Source organism: Iodobacter sp. BJB302, assembly GCF_002735645.1.
GTDB lineage: Bacteria > Pseudomonadota > Gammaproteobacteria > Burkholderiales > Chitinibacteraceae > Iodobacter.
The window spans coordinates 1-19,483 of record NZ_PDZG01000079.1; the positions used below are offsets into that span (position 1 = coordinate 1).

The 19,483-nt window shown below is 49.1% G+C and carries 18 protein-coding genes and 1 tRNA gene; 14 read left to right on the plus strand and 5 right to left on the minus strand.

Annotation, left to right across the window (positions count from 1 at the left end; translation table 11 throughout):
• The 5 genes from CSQ88_RS23215 to CSQ88_RS19065 form a co-directional block, all read left to right on the plus strand.
• Positions 1 to 194: hypothetical protein (locus CSQ88_RS23215; RefSeq protein ID WP_218963150.1), on the plus strand; the 194-nt coding region annotated here is incomplete at its 5' end.
• Positions 176 to 787 (plus strand): hypothetical protein, encoded by a 612-nt coding sequence (locus tag CSQ88_RS19050; protein ID WP_143449517.1) that lies wholly within the window; start codon positions 176 to 178, stop codon positions 785 to 787. The genes CSQ88_RS23215 and CSQ88_RS19050, both read left to right, overlap by 19 nt.
• A gap of 212 nt (positions 788 to 999) precedes the next feature.
• A complete protein-coding gene (locus CSQ88_RS19055; RefSeq protein WP_143449518.1) occupies positions 1,000 to 3,612 on the plus strand; it encodes an inositol phosphate phosphatase SopB in 2,613 nt (870 codons plus the stop codon).
• Between the two features lie 41 nt (positions 3,613 to 3,653).
• Positions 3,654 to 4,067, plus strand: coding sequence for a type III secretion system chaperone (locus tag CSQ88_RS19060; protein WP_099399670.1), 414 nt, complete (start codon positions 3,654 to 3,656; stop codon positions 4,065 to 4,067).
• 565 nt (positions 4,068 to 4,632) lie between these two features.
• Positions 4,633 to 4,708: transfer RNA gene (locus tag CSQ88_RS19065), tRNA-Thr, on the plus strand.
• 93 nt (positions 4,709 to 4,801) lie between these two features.
• On the opposite strand, the gene CSQ88_RS19070 is transcribed toward CSQ88_RS19065, so the two are convergent.
• Positions 4,802 to 5,749 carry an AraC family transcriptional regulator gene (locus CSQ88_RS19070; protein WP_180273733.1) on the minus strand — a complete coding sequence of 316 codons (948 nt, stop codon included), beginning with the start codon at positions 5,747 to 5,749 and terminating at the stop codon, positions 4,802 to 4,804.
• Between the two features lie 150 nt (positions 5,750 to 5,899).
• On the opposite strand from CSQ88_RS19070, the gene CSQ88_RS19075 reads away from it, so the two are divergent.
• The 8 genes from CSQ88_RS19075 to CSQ88_RS19110 all read left to right on the plus strand — a co-directional run bounded on the left by CSQ88_RS19075 (position 5,900) and on the right by CSQ88_RS19110 (position 13,408).
• Positions 5,900 to 7,879, plus strand: a complete 1,980-nt coding sequence (locus CSQ88_RS19075; protein ID WP_099399672.1) for a TonB-dependent receptor domain-containing protein — start codon at positions 5,900 to 5,902, stop codon at positions 7,877 to 7,879.
• A 66-nt stretch (positions 7,880 to 7,945) separates the two neighbouring features.
• The gene (locus CSQ88_RS19080; RefSeq protein WP_099399673.1) at positions 7,946 to 9,073 is read left to right on the plus strand and encodes an ABC transporter substrate-binding protein; all 1,128 of its coding nucleotides are present in this window, start codon (positions 7,946 to 7,948) and stop codon (positions 9,071 to 9,073) included.
• A complete protein-coding gene (locus CSQ88_RS19085; RefSeq protein ID WP_099399674.1) occupies positions 9,073 to 10,119 on the plus strand; it encodes an iron ABC transporter permease in 1,047 nt (348 codons plus the stop codon). The genes CSQ88_RS19080 and CSQ88_RS19085 overlap by 1 nt, the downstream gene beginning before the upstream one ends.
• Positions 10,116 to 10,889 (plus strand): ABC transporter ATP-binding protein, encoded by a 774-nt coding sequence (locus CSQ88_RS19090; protein ID WP_099399675.1) that lies wholly within the window; start codon positions 10,116 to 10,118, stop codon positions 10,887 to 10,889. Before CSQ88_RS19085 ends, CSQ88_RS19090 begins: the two co-directional genes overlap by 4 nt.
• A 14-nt stretch (positions 10,890 to 10,903) precedes the next feature.
• A complete protein-coding gene (locus CSQ88_RS19095; protein WP_166826018.1) occupies positions 10,904 to 11,185 on the plus strand; it encodes a DUF2218 domain-containing protein in 282 nt (93 codons plus the stop codon).
• A 116-nt stretch (positions 11,186 to 11,301) separates the two neighbouring features.
• On the plus strand, positions 11,302 to 11,826 hold the full coding sequence (def, locus tag CSQ88_RS19100; RefSeq protein WP_099399677.1) for a peptide deformylase: 525 nt from the start codon (positions 11,302 to 11,304) through the stop codon (positions 11,824 to 11,826).
• Between the two features lie 28 nt (positions 11,827 to 11,854).
• The gene (locus CSQ88_RS19105; protein ID WP_143449519.1) at positions 11,855 to 12,985 is read left to right on the plus strand and encodes a hypothetical protein; all 1,131 of its coding nucleotides are present in this window, start codon (positions 11,855 to 11,857) and stop codon (positions 12,983 to 12,985) included.
• Positions 12,986 to 13,039: 54 nt separating this feature from the next.
• Complete coding sequence (locus CSQ88_RS19110; protein ID WP_099399679.1) at positions 13,040 to 13,408, plus strand: VOC family protein; 369 nt, start codon at positions 13,040 to 13,042, stop codon at positions 13,406 to 13,408.
• Between the two features lie 161 nt (positions 13,409 to 13,569).
• Here CSQ88_RS19110 and CSQ88_RS19115 read toward each other — a convergent pair whose 3' ends face one another.
• Positions 13,570 to 14,427: an EamA family transporter gene (locus tag CSQ88_RS19115; RefSeq protein WP_099399680.1), complete on the minus strand. Its 858-nt coding sequence runs from the start codon at positions 14,425 to 14,427 to the stop codon at positions 13,570 to 13,572.
• 295 nt (positions 14,428 to 14,722) lie between these two features.
• On the opposite strand from CSQ88_RS19115, the gene CSQ88_RS19120 reads away from it, so the two are divergent.
• Positions 14,723 to 16,606 carry a methyl-accepting chemotaxis protein gene (locus tag CSQ88_RS19120; protein WP_099399681.1) on the plus strand — a complete coding sequence of 628 codons (1,884 nt, stop codon included), beginning with the start codon at positions 14,723 to 14,725 and terminating at the stop codon, positions 16,604 to 16,606.
• A gap of 47 nt (positions 16,607 to 16,653) precedes the next feature.
• Here the strand turns inward: CSQ88_RS19120 and CSQ88_RS19125 are convergent, their stop codons facing one another.
• From CSQ88_RS19125 to CSQ88_RS19135, 3 genes are all read right to left on the minus strand, one after another.
• Positions 16,654 to 17,451, minus strand: a complete 798-nt coding sequence (locus tag CSQ88_RS19125; protein ID WP_099399682.1) for a head GIN domain-containing protein — start codon at positions 17,449 to 17,451, stop codon at positions 16,654 to 16,656.
• A gap of 130 nt (positions 17,452 to 17,581) precedes the next feature.
• Positions 17,582 to 18,493: a 5'-nucleotidase gene (locus CSQ88_RS19130; protein ID WP_099399683.1), complete on the minus strand. Its 912-nt coding sequence runs from the start codon at positions 18,491 to 18,493 to the stop codon at positions 17,582 to 17,584.
• 68 nt (positions 18,494 to 18,561) lie between these two features.
• Entirely contained in the window at positions 18,562 to 19,161 is a 600-nt protein-coding gene (locus tag CSQ88_RS19135; RefSeq protein WP_099399684.1) for a helix-turn-helix domain-containing protein, read from the minus strand.
• Positions 19,162 to 19,483 lie beyond the last annotated feature (322 nt).

A 19,483-nucleotide genomic window follows, 5' to 3' on the forward strand; every position in this document is an offset into this window, starting at 1 on the left:
GCTTGGAAATGAAAAAATACATCTTACTTTTAGTTATCACGATGTTGACTGCTTGTGGCGGTGGTGGTGGTGGTGGTGGTGGTGGTCAGTCACTAACTCCTTCTCCAGGAAAAAAAGATAAACCCCCTGTAAACCATAAAGGATTGTGGGGGGGCAGCTACAAGATAATCGTAATGTGGCGGCACTTTTTTTAGATGATGGTTCGTATTGGCTTGTTATTGCTGATCATGAAAATGAACAGCAAAATCAGCAATCAAGATTGAATATTATTCAAGGATTAATGAATAGAAATGGTGCGCTCGTATCTGAAAGATCACAAGACATAACTGATTCAATAGTAAAGAATCTAGTAATTAATGGTTCGGTCTTGCCTAAAACAAGCATGAAGTTGAATGTTTTGTATGAAAATGGAACACATTTAGCTGCAGACTTAAATTATGATGATAGCTATGACTATGATAAAAAACCCAATTTAGGTTTAATAGCAGGTTCATACTCGGGGAAGATACAAACACATCAGGGTGTCGAGCCGATATCATTTGATATTAGCCAAACTGGAGAAATAAAAAGTAAAAACCCTTTAGTGTGCCAGTTTAGCGGAAATGCGAAAGTGCGCCCGAATGGAAATTTGTATTCGATGGATGTTGAAATAAGCAATGGGCAATGCCAAACAAATCAGCGCAGTATTAAAGCGATTGCTGTTTATGATAAAGAAGAGAAAGAGATTGTTGCTATTGCAGAAAATGGTAGAGAGAGTGGATTTATTCTATCCGCGACAAAATTCTGATTGGGTAGTCATCAACTTAAGGCATCAAATGATTCCCTTTTAAAAGGGGCCATTACGGGGGGATTACCAAGGAGCCAATATTTTGCAGTCACCTTGGTTGGAAAACCTGTAAATGATTGTTTTATGAAAGACCAAGTACATAGCATGTGTTTAGTATTCTCTTTTATTAAAAGCCAGTTGATGGTCGAAAAATTTACTTGAGGAGGTTTACATTGGGATTGGATATTAGTAGTTTTCGTGCTCTGGGTAGTGCGGGGCTTAGCTTGAGCCGTGAGATCAAGCTTAATACCGAGCAGCAAAAAGTAGTTAAGGGCGAATCTTGTCTGGCGGCACGTTTGCGTGGCTGGTGTAATAGTTTGGTGAGTAGAGGCGAGCATCGGGCGGAGGATACTTCCCAGCCTTGCGCTACCAAGAGGGATTTTTTTGCAGCGCTGGAGCGTAGCGAGGGTAAGGATAATGCGCAGAAGGCCATTATTAAAGCTGGGCTACCTGAAAATTGGAGTACTAATAACAAGCCCCTGACTTCTAGGCAAATTAGTAAGGTGCTGGATAGCGCACAGGCTATTCGCGAGGTGTGGACGCGCAGTATTGAAAAAGAAGTTCGGGGCCTTATGCCAAAAGATGTTTCTAAATCCTATGAGCGGGATCTGGAGACAAAGATGTGGTTAAGCCTTAAGGGCGCTGACTATACCAGTGGTATAACTGCCAAGGGCGCTGCAGAAGAGCTACTTGTAGAGGCGAAAAAGCAAGTCAAAGAGAATATGGCTCATTTGTGTAAGGAGCGTTTCCCTCACTTGAGTGAAGCGTTTAATGAAGTGACAACAAATGGCTCTATCTGCCTAGATGCCAGCACGCTGCCTCAGACGATGCGGGAAGCATACGCGATTGAGCATAGCTCCATTAAGGGCAAGGTTTTATCTGCGTTTGAGGAAACAACTAAGCTGTTGGGGGCTGAAGCATGGGATCAGCAAAGCTTACAGACACTTCATGAGAATCTTAAGGAACACTGTAAGAGTCTCAGTGAGCTACAGAGTGAAGTGAGTACTGAAGATGCGATCGAAGATGGGGTGTTGGGTGCATTAAAGCAAGATCTGCCGCGTCAAATCGAGCTGATTGAAGCCAAACAGCACTATGTGCTTTCCCTGAGTGAGCAGAATCCTTTGTCCATGCGCGCGCTTGCTCAGAGCGATCTGCTCTGGGCAAAGACAGTGGAGCAGTTGCTGTTGGATGTCAAACCAAATCTAAGTGAAAATGATTCAAAAAAGCTTGACGGCGTAACTACGAAATGGCCCGAGGTTGTCGCAGCTAAAGCGAAGCAGCTGAGTGATAGTAGTGAAAAGGAAATTAAGCCGCAGCAATTGGATGCACCAAACAAGCAAAACAAGAAAACTCACCCTGTTGCGCTTGGCAAACAAGGAGTGTTAAGTGACTTGCGCGGTGAGTTGGAAAGCGCTGGGTTTAGCAAAAAACAGATTAAATCCATGATGAGTACATCGCAGTTGAAGCTGGCTCAAACTAAGGTTTTGTCCCGCTCGCCAGAGTGGGTGACGATTGACCGAAACATGGTGGTCGTGCGCAACGGGGCCGTCAGCAATTACCGTAGCGTGATTACGCCGGTGCAGCATTGGGATGCTCGCTTTAAAGATACATATACCGTCGATGGTCAAATGCGTGGGGTCACCGCAGGGGAAGCGGGCAATCATGATCATGCGCGCAACCTTAAGGTGAGCCAGCTATTTAATTCGGCTGAGCAGCCAATGATGACTGTGGTAGGGCATGGCGTGTTGGATATGTGGGAGATTACTGATTCGGCCGAGCGTCAAAATGCGAATACAGCGGGGGCCAAGGAAGTGCTGGAACTTGCGCTGGCAAGTAACCCTAGGTTGAAGTTAGCTGCTATTAATGGCGACAAAACGCGCTTGACGCACGTCAGCGTTAATTTGATTTCGCCGGATACGCTGCGTAGTACCGGCTTATTCAAACGGCTGATGCCCGCCTACGCAGAGAAAGATTTTACCCAGGCGCAGTTTGATGCGTTTAAAGCTAATTCTGGAGCTACGCAAACATTGCAACTGAGGGATGGTGATAGCAACAAAGAGGTTAAGGTCGACGTCGATACAATTACCTTTTCTTTTGGCATCAACAGTATCGCGACCACGGCCAAGTTGTCACTAGGCATGCTTGGCGTTTGGCGTAATGTACATGCCCATAATCGTAGCAATATGATCAAACTGGTAGGCGATTTGGGGCAGGGTACATTCGGTGCGCGTAGCGCTTTGCCTGGCGGTTTCATCGGGGAGGTTTATGATCGGCTGAAGGCGAAGGCTGAGAGTGACCCATCTCTGCAGGAAAAATATAAGGCGCAGATGCTAGCCTTGCGTGCGCAAACCGACACAGTGCGCCAGATGTTTACCGAGCGAAGCTTTGAGAGTGGCCGTGGTGATACGGCTAAAATGGGCCGAGAGATCTTGATGCTGCAAGGTTTGGCGGAACGTGCCTTGGTAAGTGTTGAGGCCAACGATCTGGCCGCTACGATGTCTAAGGGATGCAAAAGCGATAAGGATCGTGGCGGAGTGACCGATGTTGAGCTAAAAACTAAGTTTATTTTGCAAGATCTGGGTGGTAATCTGAAGCCGGACGCTCGGCTCGTAGGCGATGATCAGTTGGTGTACAACATGGTCAGTGCCAGTTCTGGTCAGCTGGAGAATCAACGCGCCAACACCGGCTTGGGTGGCAGTAAGGAAGCGGGGCACTTGAAGGAGCGCCTGCCCGATCCTAAGTTTAGGGATTATCTGATGGGGCTGGGTATGTTCGCCGCAGCCTGATGTTTTTGATTAATTGAAATTAATGGTAAATAGGTAAATAAATGAACATGTCGTGCTATCAGGCCCTGATCCGAGAGTTAGGCGTGGCTTTGGCCGTGCCGGATATGGAGGCTGACGAAGGCGGTTATCTGAGTTTGACGATCGATAGTTTGCAGATTCATCTGCAATACGACGAAGAGGCCGATGATATATTGGTGTTTGCTGGGTTGTTAGCGCTGGACAATAGCCGTAAGGTAGAGATTTATGAGCAACTACTGGCGGCGAATTTATTCTGGCGGGGCACGAGAGGTGGCACGTTCAGTGTAGATTTTGACAGTGGCTGGGTCTATCTGGCTAACCGCCTTGCCACTACTGGTTTGGAACTCAAGACACTTGAGTTGTGGCTGGAGTTATTCGTCAACCTTGTATTGCATTGGCAGCAGCTATTGGAAGGGAGGGAGGTACTGACAAGTTAACCAAGATGGTGGTGCATGGTAGCTGTCAGTATGAACTTAGACTTCTACTTTCGTCACCGCTATCTTGTTGAAATCATCAGTCATACCGTTGGGGTTGGTAAAGTGCCACTTGTAGAAAGAGGCCGTGCTCACAGGCACGGAACCAGCTTTGTCTTGTTTTAAAATTGCCATAATCTTGCTGTAGAAGCCCCTCAATGACTGCGAGAAAACTCTGCTTAAAAATGAGCTTGTTGTGTGTATGGACACCCTTTAGCCACTATGTTTGTCAATAATATTTCAAATATTAAGGTGACAGCAGGGTATGTTGAAGCTGATCACGCAACTATGGCTATAGCATTGAATAAAGCAAGCGCCATAATGGTTTGATGTCAGAAATATTACGGATTAAGTGCAAACAGATTTGCGTTCGTTTTTTAAATGGTATAGTATCCATGCCGTATTTTGCTGCTTACAGGGAGCTTGTATAGTTGACGTCGAGCTATTCGCCGACCGACGAGACTGTGCAATGTTCATGTTTTTTTGGGCAGATGAAGAATTCTGAAATAGCTAGTTATTGTGAAATAACGCCGATGTAGCTCAGTTGGTAGAGCACCTGACTTGTAATCAGGGGGTCGCGAGTTCGATTCCTGCCGTCGGCACCAAATAGAAAAAAGGGTTAGCAAGCAATTGCTAACCCTTTTTTTGTTTCTGGCGCATGGGCGCAATGCCCGTGCTGGCCGCTGTGTGCCGCATGCTTATTGGCGGACTTCCCGTGGTGAAAGGCCAAATTGCCTTTTAAAGGCTGTCGCAAAGTTGGCGGGTGAGTTATAGCCCGCATTGAGCGCTGCTTCGGTAACAGTCTGCCCTTGTTGCAATTCATTTCTGGCCAGTTTCAGACGGTAGCTGCGCATATATTCCGCAATGCTGTGACCCGTGCTTTGGCGAAATTGCTTTTGCAATGTCGTAGGATTGCTGCCTACTGCGTGTGACAGTGTGGCGAGTGACCAATCATTGCGCGGCGAGTGGTGAAATAATTCTAATAATTGTTGGATGCGTTGCTGGGCCCGCATGTCCAGCCGGGTGGGTTGCTGCGGGCTGATTTGCTGAAGTGCGGCAAGCAATAAGTTTAATGCGCGGCTTTCCTGTTGCAGTGGGTGTAAGGGGCTGCTGGCGTGCCCGGTTTGTAAGAGCTTAGCCGCCAGAGAAAGTACTTCCGGGGAGGCCGGCCAGCTGCGGCTGTTTAAAGCCGGGCCTTGTAATTCTTCAATAGCCACCCAGTCTTGTACTTCCCCCATTCCGGATTGGGCCAGCCAGTCTTCACTAATCGTGAGTACAACCTGGCGTTGCTGTCCGGCTTGTTCAACGACCCGCTTAAAAGACTGTGTTGTTTGCGTGCTGAGCAGCACACAACTGGCTTTGGCGCCTCCCAGCTGCAAGTGTGTATGGTCAAAACGTGCGCTAATTTCCCCCTCCAGCATCACAATTAATTTAAGCCCGGCGTTTATTTCGCCTCTGCCTGTTATGCCTTGCTGAAAAGAAACAGTGGTGCCGTGCAGTGCCAGTCCAGGACGGAGTTCTTGTTCGATAAATGTACCGTGCATCACTGGCTGAGTTGCGTGATCAGCCCACAATGAATATCCCTGCTCTGTTTTTCTCCATTCCAGAGTGGCAGCATCTAATAGTTGCTCTTCTTTTTTTCCCATCCTGCTACACCTGTTTTGCAAACAAAAAATTGCCGATCGCAAAGGACAGTTCATTTTGGCAATGCGACAATGACGCCATTGTAATGATATTAATTCTCATTTGATAGTCGGGCGTATTGTAATCGCCTGATCAGGTCAGGAAACCTTGATATGACGCAAAAACCACCTTTTCCCTCCCGCTTGCTTGCTCTGATGTTACCGCTGTGCTTAAGCGGCTTTGCATTGGCTCAGGATGCTGTGCAGCTTGATGCCGTGGAAATAAAGGCCAGTACACCCACACAGGATGATACTTTGGCACGCACTGAGCTGATTAATCAGCAGGCAAAAGATTTAAAGGAGATATTTGTCTCTGATGCCGAGATAAATGTAGGAGGCGGGGGAAATCCTATTGCTCAAAAAATGTATATCCGGGGAATGGAAGAATCTTTGCTTAATTTAAGCGTGGATGGCGCTCAGATAAACAGCAAGGTTTATCACCATCAGACAGCGCTGATTCTTGATCCGCAGCTGATTAAACAAGTTGAAGTAGAAAAGGGTACGCCTGCTGCAAGTGCCGGCCCTGGCGCTTTGGGCGGGGCGATCCGTTATGAAACGGTATCTGCTGGCGATTTGCTGCGCCCGGGGCAGCAGGCGGGCGGCATACTTACAGGCAGCGTATCCAGTAATGAAGGCTGGCGCAGCAGTGGCAGCGCATATGGACGCTTTGGTGATAAAGCCGATGCGCTGCTGAGTGCCAGCGTGATGAAAACGCAAAATTATCAGGATGGATCGGGGCAGACGATTGACAATAGCGCAACGGAGCAGAAAAACTACCTAGCCAAACTGGGCTGGCAGCTGACAGATCAGCAGCGTATCAGTGCAAGCTTCCAGCGCAGCAAGGATGAAGGCGTGCGTACTGCCCGCGCCAATATGGTGGGATTTGCGCATCCGGTGCTGCCTAATGATGCGATTCCGCAAAGCCTTGCCAGAGATACTGCCACGCTTAGCTACAAAGGCCGTCAGCTGGGCTGGGCTGAGGGGCTGGACGTTACGCTGTACCGCTCTGAAGTAGAGAGCGAGCGCACCAATAAAAAGGCACGCCACTGGGGGGAAACGCTCACTACAAGTGGTGCTGATGTGATGCTGCGCCATGCTCTTGGCGATCATATTCTCAAGTACGGGCTGAATTGGCGCGAAGAAAAGTCTTCGGCTAATCAGGTGGCAAACCCTTTTGGCTTAACCGGCAGTGGCCGTGAAGCGATGCGGGTGCTGGGGGGCTTTGCCGAGACCGAGCTGAGCTTTAATTCCATCCTGTTCACAGCTGGCTTACGTTTTGATGATTACAGCTATGAAGATAATCATCAGCAAAAATTCACCAGCGACGGTTTCAGCCCAAGCGCAGGCGTGCGCTGGCAGGCAACGGATCAGCTGCAATTGCGTGCCGGTTATGCACAGGCTTTGCGGGGTGTGGGTTTAAAAGAAGCATTTATGCTCGATATCGCTCAGTGGAAAAATCTGCCATCAATTAAGGCCGAGGAAGCCGATAACACCGAGCTTGGCTTTCAGTATCAGCAGGGTGGATTCAGTCTGAATGGCAATGTTTACCGCCAGACTATCGACAACTTTGTGACCACCTTCAGTTGCCCGGCCAGCCGGGGCGGTTGCCGCGGAAATCTGGGACAGGCAAGCATCGATGGCTATGAGCTGGCTGCCGCTTATCGCTTGGGTGCGCTCAGTTTAGGTTTAAGCGTGGCAGATAATCGCTCAGAGCTGGCTGGCCGTATTTGTAACGATGGTGATCTGGGGCTTGGAACCAGTACAGGCCGCAGCTGGGTTAGCCGTGTGGGCTATTCCATACCGCAATACGGTGCAGAGCTGGGCTGGCTGGGGCGCTATACCGAAGCCCTTGATTATCAGCCGGTGGGCAGTACGGTTAACCGAACTAAAGCAGGCTACGGTGTCCACGATGTCTTTGTCAGCTGGATGCCTTTGAAAAAAGACACTTTGCGTTTAAACCTCGCGGTTAAAAACCTGTTTGATCAGCATTATTACGATCAGGCGACCTATGCCTGGAATGGCTGGCAAAACAAAGTGCTGGGCTACGCCGAACCTGGCCGTGATGTGCGTCTGGAAGCCAGCTGGAAATTCTGATTTTCAACTTAAAGACCCCACCCATTTTCATGGGTGGGTTTTTGCATTTTCAAAAATGGATTTTGAATGAAGCAATTTAAAGGAAAAATAGTGCGGTTATTTTGCTTGGTTTTCGGGCTTTTACTCAGCCCGCTGACGCTTTCAGCCACATTAACCGATCTGGCTGGGCGCACCGTGGTGCTGCCCGCCAGAGCCGAGCGCATTATTTTGGGCGAGGGCCGGATGCTGGCCAGCTTAGCTATTCTTGATCGCGAATTACCCGCTAAGCATGTGGTGGGGATGCTGGGAGATTTCGAACAGCTTGATCCGGGCAGCTACGAGCAATACCGCAAGGTTTACCCAAAACTGGATCAGATCACCCGCCTTGGGCGCAGCAGCCAGAGTTTTAGTGTGGAAGAAGCCATTGGGCTAAAGCCGCAGCTGGCTATTTTCAGCCTGCGTGGCCATGGCCCGGATGCCAGTGATCAGGCGACTTTACAGCGCTTGAGTAAGGCCGGCATTACAGTGATTTATGTGGATTTTACCAAAGACCCACTGCGCAATACCGAGGCCAGTATCCGGGTTTTGGGGCAGGCTTTGGGCAAAGTCAAAGCGGCAGAAGAATATATCGCCTTTTATCGTGAAGAAATGGCCAAAGTCAGTCAGGGGCTGGCAGGGGTAAGCCGCAAGCCTAAGGTTTTTCTGGAAAGCCGGGTAGGGCTGTCTAATGGCTGCTGTGAAACGATTACCCACGGCATGCTGGGCCGTTTTGTGGACGCGGCGGGAGGCGACAATATTGCCAATGCGCTGGTACCGGGCAGCCATGGCACGGTGAGTGTTGAATATCTGCTGCAGTCGCAGCCCGAGGTTTATATCGGCACAGGGATTGGTAATCCGCTGACGGCAAGGCAATCGGGCAGCCCGCGGATTGCCTTGGGCGCAGGGATTGATGAAGCGACTGCCAAAGCGTCTTTACAGCGCTCGCTGGGCCGCACCGGCATTGCTCAGCTTACCGCTGTGCGCCAGGGCCGGGCCTATGCGATTTCACATCAGTTTAATTACAGTGCCGCAAATGTGGCAGCAGTACAGGCCATGGCTAAATGGCTGTATCCGGCCCGCTTTGAGCAGCTGAATCCCCAAGCCACATTGCAAAATTTTTATAAGCGTTTTCAGCCGGTACCACTGCAAGGCACGTTCTGGGTGGAGGCTGATTAATGAGTGTATCGCTTGATTTGGCGGGGCAATACCGCCAGCAAAACCGCTGGCGCTTACTGCTGCTTTGCGGATTGCTTCTGGCACTGGGGCTGAGTTTTGCGGCGGATTTAGCTACAGGAAGTGCGCGTTATCCTTTATCTGCCGTGCTGGCAGGGCTTTGGAATCCTGCTCAGCTGGATGAGGGCATGAAGGTCATTTTGTTTGATGTGCGATTGCCATACGCATTAATGGCGCTGGTTGTGGGCGGTGCTTTAGGTTTGGGCGGCGCGCAGCTGCAAACCGTTTTAAATAACCCGCTGGCCAGTCCGTTTACCCTTGGGGTGGCTGCGGCTGCTACTTTGGGGGCATCACTGATGATTGTATTTGAGCATCATCTGCCCGCATTACCCCATGATTTGCTCGTGCCTGCGGGAGCATTTGCGCTGGCCTTGCTGACAACGGGTCTGGTTTTATTGCTGAGCCGTGCACACGGTGGTGGTGGCGATACATTAGTGCTGTTTGGCATCGCCTTATTGTTTGCGCTGGAAGCGCTGGTTTGGCTTTTGCAGTTTTTAGCGGATGCCAATGCGCTGGAGCAAATTGTTTTCTGGTCTATGGGTAATCTGGGCCGGGCCACATTGCATCATGTGGCGCTGGTTGCCGTGGTGCTGTTGGTTTGCTTTGTGCTGGCCATGCGCCGGGCATGGGCCCTGACTTTATTACGCGGTGGGGCTGCCCATGCAGCAAGCCTTGGCGTGCACGTTGAGAAATTAAGCTGGCGGGTTTTGCTGGAAGTGAGCCTGCTTACGGCGGTGGCACTAGCCTTTGTTGGCACCATTGGTTTTGTGGGCCTGGTCGGGCCGCATATTGCCCGCTTGCTGGTGGGAGAGCAGCACCGGTTTTTTCTGCCTGCCAGCGTGCTGTGCGGCGCACTGATGCTGTCTTTGGCCTCACTGGCCAGTAAAAGTATTATTCCCGGTATTTTAATTCCTATTGGTATTGTGACTGCACTGGTCGGTGTGCCGGTTTTAATTATTCTGATTTTGCGCCGCCGGAGTGTTGTATGAGCCTGCAGATTTCACAACTTAATATTGTTCGCGGCAAAGTGGCCGTGGTGCAATCGCTGGATCTGGCTCCTATGCCACCGGGCAGTATCACCGCCCTGATTGGCCCGAACGGCGCAGGTAAATCAACCCTGATTCATGCGCTGGCCGGATCACTGCCTGCCCGTGGGCAGATGCTGCTCGATGGTGTGCCTCTGGCCTCTTTAACGCACCGCGAGCGCTGCCAGCAAGTGGGTCTGCTACCGCAAATCTTGCCACAGGGGGCGGGGCTGACGGTTTATGAATTATTGCTGGGAGGCTTGCTCACGCTGGGCTTGCCACACCATCAGGCAGAACAGCGGATTGAGCAGGGTTTGCAGCAGTTGCGGCTGAGTCATCTGGCGATGCGGGCGATGTCTTCTTTATCAGGAGGACAGCGGCAAATGGTGGCTCTGGTGCAATTGCTGGCCCGTCAGCCACGGCTCTTGCTGCTGGATGAGCCCAGCAGCGCGCTGGATTTGCACTGGCAGCTGGCCATGGTGGAAGCTATTTCTCGTGATGTGCGTGAACGGGGCAGTATTGCTGTACTGGCCTTGCATGACCTGAATCTGGCTTTGCGTTGTTGCGAGCGAATTATTGTTTTGTCAGAAGGGCGCTGTGCCGCCGATGGCTCTGCGCTGGAAGTACTGGACCCAGATTTACTGGCAAAAGTGTATGGCATTACTGGCCGAATCGAGCAATGTTCGCAAGGCCGGCCGATTTTTGTTCTCGATCATCTTGTTCACCCCCTTTAATCAGAGTGCTATTTATGCTGCAAAGTGAAACACAAGTGGATACCCCGCTGGCTAAGTCTTATTTATTCAAACTCTGTAAGCATTTCGCCCGAAAAATCAGGGTGGAGTTTGATGAAACAACAGGGCTGGCTTATTTTCCCTATGGCACCTGTCATTTTACGGCCTCGGCGACTGGCCTGACTTTTGTGCTGGCCGCATCAGACGACAATCAGATTGAACAGTTGCAACAGGTCATCGAGCATCATTTACAACTGATGCGCCGTGCCCCTGACCCTGCGCTGCACTGGTTGCCTTGAAGTGGCTGCACGGGGGATGAAGTAAGATAGAATATATGAATTGGGGCTGTTCAGGTAAGGTTCTGGCCGGCACTGTTTGTATTTTCTTTCTTACTTATTGTGCCTCGGAGCAAACAATGACGATTCGTAATGTAATCAAAATGGGCGATCCGCTTTTGCTGGAGCAAGCTGCGCCAGTAGAGGCGTTTGGCACGCCAGAATTACACAGCCTGATTAGCGATCTGTTTGACACCATGCAGGCCACAGGGGGTGTGGGGATTGCCGCGCCGCAGATTGGTGTAAGCCTGCAGGTGGTGATTTTTGGCTTTGATGTGAGTGATCGTTATCCGGAGGCCGAAGCTGTGCCAATGACCGTGCTGATCAATCCGGTACTTACGCCACTGAGCGATGAAATGGCTGATGGCTGGGAAGGCTGCTTATCTGTGCCCGGCTTACGCGGTGAAGTGCCGCGTTATACCCGGCTGCGCTATCAGGGCTTTGATGCGGAAGGGCAGGTTATTGATCGCAGCGTCAGTGGCTTTCATGCGCGGGTGGTGCAGCATGAGTGTGATCATTTAAACGGGATTTTGTATCCGCAGCGGATTAAAGATTTGCGGCGCTTTGGCTATACCGACACGATGTTCCCTGAGCTGGCCGGGTAAATGATCCTCTGAATACTTAAAAGGATGAATGATGCGTCTCCTGTTTTTTTTCTTACTTTCTGCCCATGCCCTTGCTGGCCCTTTGCCGCTTGAATCCCGCACCATGACGTGGAAAATGCCAAAAGATGCACCTGCTTATACTTCTGGCTGGGCGGGAGGAGAGATCAGGATGCCCTATGCGCTGGGAGGGGGCGATGTGGCGGGCCGTATTAACGAAGCCTTGTATTTATCGCTAGTGGGTATTGCTGCGCCACTTAAAGCCGGAAAAACCTTTCCCCTTACCGAAGGCAGTGGCGAGCTGGATGGTACTGCGTCTTTGGATTTTCGCGTGCAGCGTAACGATGGACGTATCCTCTCGCTGGATATTGAGGCGGAAGGCTGTGGTGCTTATTGCGAAGCCTATGTGCGCAGCTACAGCTTTGATGCCGCAACGGGCAGAGCACTGAGTGCCATCGATTTGTTTACTCCAGGTGGTTTATCTGTGGTGGCAAAAGAGGTGCTGGCAGAGCGTAAGCGCCGCTACTCAGAGGAAATTAAATCCTTAAAGCGGCAACAGGCTGAGTTAAAGCGTAAAAAAGCGAAGGCCGATGATTTAGCCGATATCGATGAGCGAATTGATTTTAATGAGCGCTGCCTTGAGAGTGAAAAAGAAAAGCAACAAAGCAGCCCTCAGCAAGATGTGCTTTCTTACGCACGTTTGTCTTTGCCGCAGAATAAAGCCGTATTTACAACAGGGCGCTGTAGCGCACATGTAAACCGTGCCTTAGACGATGTGGGTGACATTAGTCTCGCGATTTTGCCCAAGGATTTAGCGGCCTTGCTTAATCCCTATGGCAAGTTTCTTTTGCTGGGACAGGCTGCCGCAGCACCTGCAGATTCGCTGTTTGCTCAGGTTTTGCATGGAAAAATAGGCAGTGCAGCGATTACGATGCGGCTTGAAATTCCTAATGGTGATGGCTCTTTTTCAGGCGTCTATTTTTACGATAAATACCGTAAAGTGATTGCCTTGCGTGGGATGAAAAAAGGCACAACGCTGGAGCTGATTGAGCAGGTCGCAGAAAAAGATCAGGCAAAATTGAGTTTAAATATCAAAGGGAATCAGCTTGTCGGGCAATGGCAGGGCAATAACAAGCAAATACCCGCAATATTAGGCTGGTAAAACGTGTTGGCAAATGAGGCTGCTCATCTATCTTAGATAAAGGAGGCTAAATCAATGAGTGCTTTGGAAGTAGTAGAAATTAAAGCGTTTATTCCTGCTAAAGACCATGCAATATCAAAGCAGTTTTATCAGGATATGGGCTTTACTCTGGCCTTTGATGAGGAGGGCGTTGCATATTTTAAGTACGGCACCAGTAGTTTTTTACTGCAAGATTATTATGAAAAAGATCATGCAGAGAATTTTATGATGCATTTATTGGTTAAAGACGTGGCGGCATGGCATGCGCATTTAAGCGCGCAAGATCTGGTGAGTAAATATCAAATTCACTTATCTGATATAGAAACACAGCCATGGAAAATGCGTGATTTTACAATAACAGACCCTGCTGGCGTGCTGTGGAGAATTGGCCAGAATATTGAATAGTTTTAACAGGCGGTAAAAGCATTAAACTAGGCCAGAAGATGCAATGTTTTTCGCAGGTGCAGCACTAACAGCGTATAAAAAAATTTGCTGCTGGAGCTGCTCCTCTATTACAGATTCTGGGTTGGCAGGACTGGGTAAAAGATATCGCTGCCCCCGAAGTATTAATGTTTCTTCTGCCATGCCGATTTATTAATCAATAGTGCAATGAGCATAATTACCCCGCCAATGATCAAGCGTGGAATATCCTGCGCCTGATGCCAGAAGATTAAATTAATCATCAGCCCCACCGGAATATGCATATTATTCATCGCGCCTAAAGTACCCGCATCCACTAAACACGCCCCTTTATTCCACCAGTAAAAGCCCAGTGCTGATGCAGCAAGGCCAAGGAAGGCTAATACGGCAAATTGCTCCATATGCTGGGGAAGCTTGCTGGCGTTGCCAAAGATTAAAAATGAGGGCAGGGCAATCAGCAGCGCGCCTAAAAAGAAATAGCCAAAGCTGGCCGATTGGGGCTGCTGATCCGGGTAATATTTATTTAAATAGCGATAGCCCACCTGGCCGGCGGCAAAAGTGATATTGGCCAGTTGCAGTAATAAAAAACCATTTAATGCATTACTGTCAATGTGATTGTAACGAATCACCAAAGAGCCCAATACGGCGATTAAAGCAGCGGCCAGGGCCCGTGGATTAAAATGCTTTTGTAATAAATCATCGAGCAGGGTGATATAAATCGGCGTGAAAATAGTAAACAACAATACTTCTGCCACGCTGATAAATTGGAATGAGCGATAAAGGCATAAATAGGTAATGCCAAATTGCAACGCACCTGCTGCCATGGTGCCTAATTTGCGTACCGTGCTGATCCCTGCCCAGCGGGTAAAGGGCAGAAAAACCAGCCCTGCAATCGCAACGCGGCTGAGTACGGCAAAATCACTGTCTACATGGCCCGCTAAAAACACGCCAATCAGATTAAACGATAAGGCCCAGACAACGGTAATAAATGCGAGATAGGGCAAGAATCTTATCCTCTTTAACAAAACTGCTGATTTTAACTGTTTAAGATCTTGCAAGCGCTATTCCCCTCCATTCTTTTTTACACTCGTTTATTCGTGTAATTGTTAATTAAGCCAATCAATCTTTACTTACAAAATAAACCGTACTGCGGCGTGTAAGCTAAAAATAGCTGGCGGTTTTTATAAATTAACATACGCTAATGAAACGCTGCTTAATGACAGCCCTCATTAAGTAAACATCAGGCATTGCCTAATGAGTCTGATGATTTGTACTCACCCTTTCAGGAGAGGCATCACGATGAAGATCAGTCATAAAGTGGGATTAGCAGCAGCACTCGTGTTGTTACTTACTGCCAGCTTGCTTTCAATCACCCAAATTAATCAAATCAGAAGTACTTTACGCAGCCAAGCAGAATCTACAATCAGCGAGTCGAGCAATGTATTGGCGAGGCAGATTGAGAATTGGTTAAATGGCAAATTACAGCTGATTGATTTAATGGCTCAGGATATTGACCGCAAATTCAGCAATGAGCAAATTGATCACACTTTTTCCATGCCCATATTAAAAGAGCAGTTTTTACTCATATTTGGCGGGCTGGAAGACAATGAAGGTAAGCGGATCACCAATGATTTAACCTGGAACCCACCTAATTGGGATGCCCGTAAACGCCCTTGGTATCCCGTTGCCAAGGCAGCTTCAAGAGCGGTGCTGACCGAGCCCTATGCCGATGCAGGCACCGGGGAGATTTTGATTTCTGTGGTGGCAAGGTTTTCTGATAAGGGGCAGTTTAAAGGCGCTTTTGGCGGTGATTTAAGCCTTAAAACGGTTTCTGAAGCCGTAAATACGCTGGATTTTAATCATGCAGGCTATGCTTTTTTGCTGAGTAAATCGGGAAAAATTATTTCTCATCCCAAGGCTGATTTAAATGGTAAAAGCTACAGCGAATTATTTGATGGCAGCAGCCCTGCGCTGGAAAAGACTCTTCAGAATGTAAAGGGTGGAGGAAAAAAACTACTGGTTTCATTTACACCACTGGTTAATTTAAAAGGAATGGATTGGTATATTGGCGTGGTGCTGGATGAAGATCTTTTAATGGCAGAAACCAATGCCTTAAGCTGGCGCTCTGCACTGGGCACGATTGCAGGCGTGCTGATCAGTATGCTGGTGCTGGGTATTTTAATGAGCAAATTACTTAAACCGCTCGATCATTTAAATCAGTCGCTGCATGAAATTAATCGTGGTGAAGGCGATTTAACCAATCGGCTGCCTATTGTGGGCAACGATGAGATTGCCCATGTTTCTAAAGAATTTAATTACTTTTTACAAACACTGCAAACGTTGATCAGTGAAGTAAAAAGCAGCTCGGTTTTAGTCAGAGAAAGCACGGTATTTACATCCGATGCAGCCAATCAGGCTTCCGGCCGCCTGCAGGTACAGCTTCAGGAATTAGATCAGCTGGCTGTTTCCATGCAGGATATGTCGGCCAAAGCGGAAGAAGTAGCAGGCAATGCTGAAGCCGCGGCGCAGGCCGCTGTGACAGCGAATGAAGAAACTCAAAGTGGTGTGGCGCTGGTTTCACGCTCTACCGCAGCGATTCAGCGCCTTGCGGATGAAATGAATGACACCAGTCAGGCGATTAATGAATTAGCTAAATTAAGCCAGAGTATTGAATCAATTTTATCTGTGATTACCAGTATTGCTGACCAGACTAATTTATTAGCCTTGAATGCGGCTATCGAGGCTGCCCGCGCAGGTGAGGCGGGGCGTGGTTTTGCAGTAGTCGCGGATGAAGTGCGAAAATTAGCGTCGCTCACCCAGCAATCCACGCGTGAGATCAGAGAAATGATCGATCAGCTGCGCACGGGGGTAAAACAGGCAGAAGAAAGAATGCAGCAAAGCAGCAGTACTGCCAGTGTGACGGCAACCGAGGCGGGGGCGGCTAATGAAATGCTGGGCAGAATCAGCGAGGGAATTACCCGGATTAATAAAATGAATTTACAAATTTCTATCGCCGCTGGCGAGCAAAGCGCAACCACAGAAGTGATTAACCGCAATACCACCAATATCCGGGATATCAGTCATCAGGTAGCAGATGGCGCAGACAGCCAGGTCAGGCAATGTACGGTAATGGTTGATCAGGTCAGTAATCAGGATCAATTATTGGACCGGTTTAAAGTTTAGGGCAGGGCGCCGCAGCTTTTATTTAAGTTGCGGCGCTTTTTGTTCTTTTATATTGGAAAAGCCCCTATCCGTTTTAAGGTGCCCGATCCCATCATGGATAAATGCGTTTGCGGATCGCCGTAATATTGAATATTGCCTGAGCCTGCCACACTAGCGCTTAGCCTGTTTTGCGCCGCTACAGTAATTTGCCCAGAGCCCGCCAGGCTTAAGCTGACTTCTTTGGCTTTTAACTGTGCTGTATCAATATGGCCCGATCCGCCAATAGAGACAGATAACTTATTGCTGTTACCTGCGGCTTTAAATGAGCCGCTCCCGCCTAAAGACACATCTGATTCATCGTTTTGCAAAGTTTGAATGGCAACCGCTCCGGAGCCCCCGATATTGACGCTTAAATCTGGAGCATCCAGTTTTTCCAGCTGAATTTTTCCTGAGCCGCCCACATTAATGCTGAATTTTTTAGCAATTAAAGCATTTGAATAGACAGTGCCTGAGCCGCTTAAATTAAGCCGGTTTATGTTTTTGGTGCGGACAACGATATTGAGTGTTTTGGTGTTTAATTCAATGTTTTTATGGCGAATTTTAAGCGTGCCATTTTCTACTACGGTTTCAATTGCTGGAATGATATTGTCGTCACTTTCAATGGTCACGCTTTCAATATTGCCCTGGATGATTTCTACCCGGCCGGTGGTTTCACTGCTCAGCGCATTAAAAGTGGCAATGGCCCGGGTTTGTTTTTCTATCTTGCCCGAGCCCTGTATGGTTTTGCTAAACAGAGAAAACGCATGGGCACTATTAAATTGAAAAATGCTGAGGGTGATTAAAAGCAGGCTGCTGAGGCGTTTCATTTTTATCCCTTACGTTGTTTGTATGAACAATGTGGACTAGATGTTAGAAATTATGCGCTCAGCGTAAATTTTATGCTGCAATCATGCGATATTCTGCTTAAAGCGTGGCATGGATTGCAGTTTCAGCGGCTTAGTCTGCAATTTGCCTGGTGTTAGAAATGCCTGCTGCCACATGGGCCGTCGGTGCAACGCTGGCTGCAGAATCACAATGGCCGGTTTGATCATCAAAAAATAAATCAGGGGCAAATACTTTTAAGAAAGGGCCTTTTTCCAAGCCACCTAAAAAGTAAGCTTCATCGATCTGAATATTCCAGCTCATCAGGGTACGAATCGCCCGTTCATGCGCCGGTGCACTGCGTGCTGTCACCAGGGCCGTGCGGATTTTCATTGGCGAGTCGCCTGCGTCTTTCTGCAGGCGGTGCAAGGCTTGTAAAAATGATTTAAACGGGCCGGGAGGGAGCGGCTGCTGCACTTTAGCGCTTTCGTGTGCCTGAAAAGCGTGCAGGCCGTCCTGCTGGTACACGCGCTCTGCCTCATCTGAAAACAGCACGGCATCGCCGTCAAAAGCAATGCGGATCTCATCAGGGTGCTGCTCGGTACTGGCCGATTTTGGGTAAACCCGTGCCGCAGCAAAATCGGCAGCCAGCGCATCACGTACATCGGCTTCGTCGGCAGATAAAAACAGATTGGCCTGCAAAGGCTCTAAAAAAGACCACGCTGGCCGCCCGCGGGTAAAGACGCCACGCAGTAAGGGCAGGCCGTGGGTATAGCAGGATTTAAATACCCGCAGCCCGCTGACCGGATCATTGCGCGAAAGAATCACTACTTCTACCCGCTGCTGCTCAGGGCTGTTAAAGGCCAGTAGTTTTTTGACCAGTGAATAGGCCATGCCAGGCGAGGCAGGCTCGTCGATTTTATCCAGCTGCAGGGCCATATAAGGCTGATCGTCGGCCTGATCAAAAATGAGATTTTCGGCTTCAAAATCAAAGAGCGCGCGGGATGAAATAGCGATCACTAACTGGCCGTCCAGAGATGCAGGCATGGGTTTTCTTTTTGGGAGGGATGATGAGTTCAGGAAGCAATGTAAGTGCTGAGATAGTTATTTGCAAGTCAGGCATGCGCCTTGGGCAGGCGATATTGTTTACGGTAACGGGCGGGGGGCTGGCCTTTCAGCTCGGTAAATTTCCGGTAAAACTGGCTGAGGCTGGGAAAACCACAGTCTTCTGCTAAAGCAGGTATAGATTGTTCGCTGCTAAGTAACATCTGGCAGGCGTGGCTGATGCGTATTTGGGCCAGCAGGGCGCTAAAGCTGGTTTTCATTTGCTCCGCAAACAGGCGCTTGATGGTGGCGGTACTGGTTTTGGCAGCAAGGGCTAAATCATTGAGCGTGACCTGCCGGGTAAAATGCGTTTGCAAATAGCCCAATGCGGCATTTAAGCGCCGGTCTTGCGCTCCGCTGTGAGGCTCGCCTTGTAACAGCCGCTGCTCCGGGTCTTGTTGTAAGCAGGATAAAATTTCCAGCAGGCAGGCCAGCCGTGCCAAGCCGCGCAGCTCATGAAGTTGTACAAAGCGTGGTGCCAGCATGGCGCTGATGTTCTGACCAAATATCACCCCCATACGAATTTGCCCCAGCCATTGGCAAAGCGGCAACAACTCAGGTGCGCCCTGGCTGGCTAAGGTTTGTAACCAATCGAGCGTAAAGTAAGCCACTTGTACTTCTTTTAAATCACCTTCCGGTGCCGAATGCCATGTATGCGGCTGGTTTGGGGCAACGAGGGCTAAATCAAGCTCAGTAAACGGGCTGGCATCACTGCCGATATAGCGTGTGCCATGGGCATGCCGGGTAAAGGTCAGCTCGAATTCCGGATGGTAATGCCACTGAAACGGGCAGAGCTGCGCTTTAGAGTACCTGATTATGTCTCTTGCTCAATCTCCTTGCTCAAACCACTTAAAAGGCCTAAGGTGAACGAACGTTCTTTTGTGGAGTGGTCGTCATGGCAATCAACCCAATCCAGATGCAAAAGGGGCTGTC